The sequence below is a fragment of the Nocardia wallacei genome (assembly GCF_029868745.1).
Lineage (GTDB): Bacteria > Actinomycetota > Actinomycetes > Mycobacteriales > Mycobacteriaceae > Nocardia > Nocardia wallacei_B.
In genome coordinates, this window is sequence record NZ_JARWOP010000034.1 from 1 (window position 1) to 3,708 (window position 3,708).

General features: G+C 70.2%; 1 protein-coding gene. It reads right to left on the reverse strand.

The features are described from left to right. Positions 1–128: 128 nt before the first annotated feature. Positions 129–3,509, reverse strand: coding sequence for an arabinosyltransferase domain-containing protein (locus QH470_RS01460; RefSeq protein WP_425302571.1), 3,381 nt, complete (start codon positions 3,507–3,509; stop codon positions 129–131). Positions 3,510–3,708 lie beyond the last annotated feature (199 nt).

The window sequence follows — 3,708 nt, forward strand, 5'->3', positions numbered from 1 at the left end:
CCCCCCGCGGGGTTGCCCCCCCCCAGCTTGCACTCGCGGTTTTTATCTTGGTGGGGGGCGGTGTTCGCGGTCTGCCGGCCGGGGGGGGGGTCGTTGGGGCCCCCCCCCCGCCCTTGGTTTCGATCCGATCAGAACACTCGGAGTTGGCCCGGGGACCAGAAGCCCGAGCGGGTGGTGGTGCCGGTGGTTATTTCGGCCGGGGCGGCCTTGTAGTACTGGTCGTAGCGTTCCAGCGAACCCCAGTCGCGGGCCCAGTCGTTCTTCATGTAGGTCGGGATGGTGACCGACTTGACGAGCATCTGTGAGAAGCCAAGGGGGCCACCGAATTCCTCGGCCTGCCAGGTGTCTGTGGAGCTGACCGCGAGCGGGCGGTCCGGCAGGATGCGGTAGTTCGGCACCTCGGCGACGCCGTCGCGGTGGTCGAACGGGCGCTGGCACGGGAACTGCAGGCCCACCGCCCAGTCCAGCAGCACCGGCTGCTCGGTGCCGATGACGTCGTCGAGCGTCTGCAGCTTGGGCACGCGCGGCGCGGTGAACGCCAGCCACTGGTCGCCGATCAGGATCGGGTCGTTGGCGACGATGCGCACCGTGTCGGCCTCGGGCGAGATCTGGTCCAGCGGCACCCGCAGGTTGCGCCACGACGGGAACGGGCCGATGTCGCGCGGCAGGTAGCTGCCCAGCTTGCTGATCGAGCCGTCGGCCTGCTTCTTGCCGTACTCGACGGTCAGCGACTGGCCGTACTTGACCGCGCCGGTGTCGTCGACCGACAGGATGCGCCCGGCCGCCGAAATCACGACCAGCGGCGAATCATCCGAGCGCGCGGGCAGCTGGTACCAGCTCGAGGTCAGGTGCGCGGGCTGCTGCACGCCCTCCTGGTAGCTGCCCATCACCGGGGTGGTCGCCGGGTCGAGACCGAACGGCAGCGCCACGGTGCTGCCGTTCACCCCGGCCTGCTGGGTGGTGCCGCCACCGGTGCCGGCGTTCTGGCCCTCGGCGAACACCGCGCCCACCGACTGCGTGGAGGTGTTGCCGGTGCCCGGCTTCACCTCGACCGTGTCGGCCTTCAGATCGGTCGGAACACCGTTGGGGGAGAAGCCCACCGGGTCGCCACCGGCGAGCGCGTCGCCGTCCTTGGGCGGATGCGCCGGATCGACGATCGGCTGCAGGTTGCCGCTGTTGACGTTCTGCTCGACCAGAATGTCGTCGGCCAGGCCACAGGTCGCGCCGCCCACCGCACCGACGTTCGAGCGCGCCAGCGAGTACGCCGGGTACTGCCCGACCGCGCCCTTCACCAGCGAGAAGACCTCGAACAGCACCATCACGGCCGCGACCACGGTCAGCGGAATGGCGGCGAACTTGCGAATTCGCCTGCCCCGCGCGGTTTTCGGGCTCGCCGGCGGTTTGGCGTAGCCCTCGCGCAGCGACTGCCAGCCGACCAGCGCCAACGCCAGGCCGAACAGCACCAGCATGATGGTGTTGGACTCGATGCCCTTCAGCGACACGGTCTTGTCGAACCATGGCACCCCGAAGCTGGACACGTACCAGTAGCCGTTGATGCCCGAGAACGACAGCGCCAGCGCGAACAGCAGGGCGGCCAGGAAGATGGACCGGTTCTTCCGAGAGCGCAGCGCGGACGCCGACACCGCGACCGCGGTCACCGCGCCCAGCGCACCGGCGATGCCCGCGTAGGCGCCGAAGTGGTGGGTCCACTTCGTCGGGTTGAACATCATGAAGAAGATCGTCCCGAACACGATGCCCATCAGCCGCCACGTCGGTCCGCTGGCGATGCCCGGCACCCGGCGGCGGCGCAGCAGCACCATCATCGTGGTGAACAGGCACAGCAGCATCACCAGGAAGGCGAAGCGGCGGGCCAGCGAGCCGTCCACGGTCTCGACGAACAGGTAGTAGTAGCGCAGATAGTCCTCGTACCAGGCCAGATTGGGCCCGGCGAGCTGCCGGACGCGGTTGGCCTCCTGGATCGCGGCGAAGGTCTGGTCGCTGTAGACGACGGTGAGCACCAGGAAGCCCGCGGCCGCGATCGGCGACAGCAATATCAGCGTCGAGGTCCAGCGTTTCGAGGCCCAGCCCGATCCCGCGCCCGCCGCCAGTTCGCGGCGGCGGCGCACCACGATCCACACCAGTGGCCGGATACCGGCGAGCAGGGCCGCCACGCACATCAGGCCGGTCGGCGCGGCCGCCAGCGTGAACGCCGCGACCAGGACGGCGATCGCGGCGGGCAGCAGCCGGGAGGTCGCGATGGCCCGCTCGATCGACACCCAGGTCAGCAGCGCGCCCAGCGCGACGATCGGCTCGGACCGCAAGCCGTTGTCGTAGGGCAGCCAGAAGGCCAGGAAGACCAGCCCGCCGGTCCACAGCGCGACCTTCGAGGTGCGCACGCCGCGTCCCAGCCGGGGCACCACCTCGCGGCTGATCACCATCCAGCACAGGATTCCGCAGAGCAGCGCCGGGATCCGGACCCACACGCTGGCCGTGGAGATCTGCGCGAACGCCTGGATCACGTAGTAGTACCAGCCGAACGGCGCCTCGGGCACGCCGTACCAGCGGAAGTAGTTGGCGAGGTAACCAGCGTGCGGGGCGACCCGCACCATGCTGAGGATGTAGCCGTCGTCGGAGGTGTTGGCCCCGACGAAATGCCACAGCAGCAGGGTGCCGCCGATCGCGCCGTCCGCCCAGGTCGGTTTCAGCCAGTGCGCGGGCAGGAAACGGCGGTGGCCGCGGCCGTCACCGGTGTCCAGGCGAGCCAGCGCGCCCAGCGCGATCAGCGTGCACAGCACGGCCGCGATCATCGCCACCAGTTTGGTGAGGGTCGGGGTGGTGGTGAACCGGGAGTCGACGGTCATGTGGAACGACAGCCCGTCCGGCGTCGCGCCCTTCAGGTCGGTGAACACGCCGACCACCTGGGGCCGCAGATCGCCGCCGAGGGTGCCGTCGATCGGCGCCGTCACCGTTTCGGTGGCCCCGGGCGCACCGCCCTGGACCGGCTGCTCGACCTGCCTCGTCGCCCCCTCGAACGACGCGTAGGTGCGGTCGTGATCGGAGTTGATCACGATCGACGAGCAGCCGCTCAACTCCGACCGCTGCGCCGAGGCCACCACCGCGTTGCGGTCCACGACGTCGACCGAGGTCTCCGACACCCGGACGAACATCGCCTCCAGCGAGGCGCGGTCGCCCTGCGGCGGCGCGGTCGCCAGCAGCATGCCGCCCTGCGGCGGCAGCTGGTCCACCAGCGAACAGGGAATGGTGGCGTTCAGGTCCACCGGAACCTGCGACATCAGCGGCGCCTGCACGCTGCCGAGGGTGCCGCCCTGCGGCCAGTCCACCGCGGAGGTGGTCTGATTCACCGGCAGGAACGGGGCGGCGATCGCGAACAGCGCGCCCAGCACCCCGGCGACCAGCGCGACCAGGCGCGCGGTGCGGAAATCGCGGGGTGTCGCCACGGGGGTGGGGGGCGACGGTTTCGTCAAGACAGCAGTTGCGGCGTCGGGCACGGTTGGTGATGTTATCTGCCCACGCTGAGAGTGACCGTGTTCACGCCGATCCTCGAGGCATCCGTCCAACTTCCCGGGCCGTCCGGCTGTGTGCCCACACCCGCCGGCCGGCCCGGCCCCCCATCGGCTACCGGGCGCGGCTGGGGGCGTCTTAGGCGCGGGCCCCACCGGGTTAGACCGTCACGCCGCTCCTAGCGGG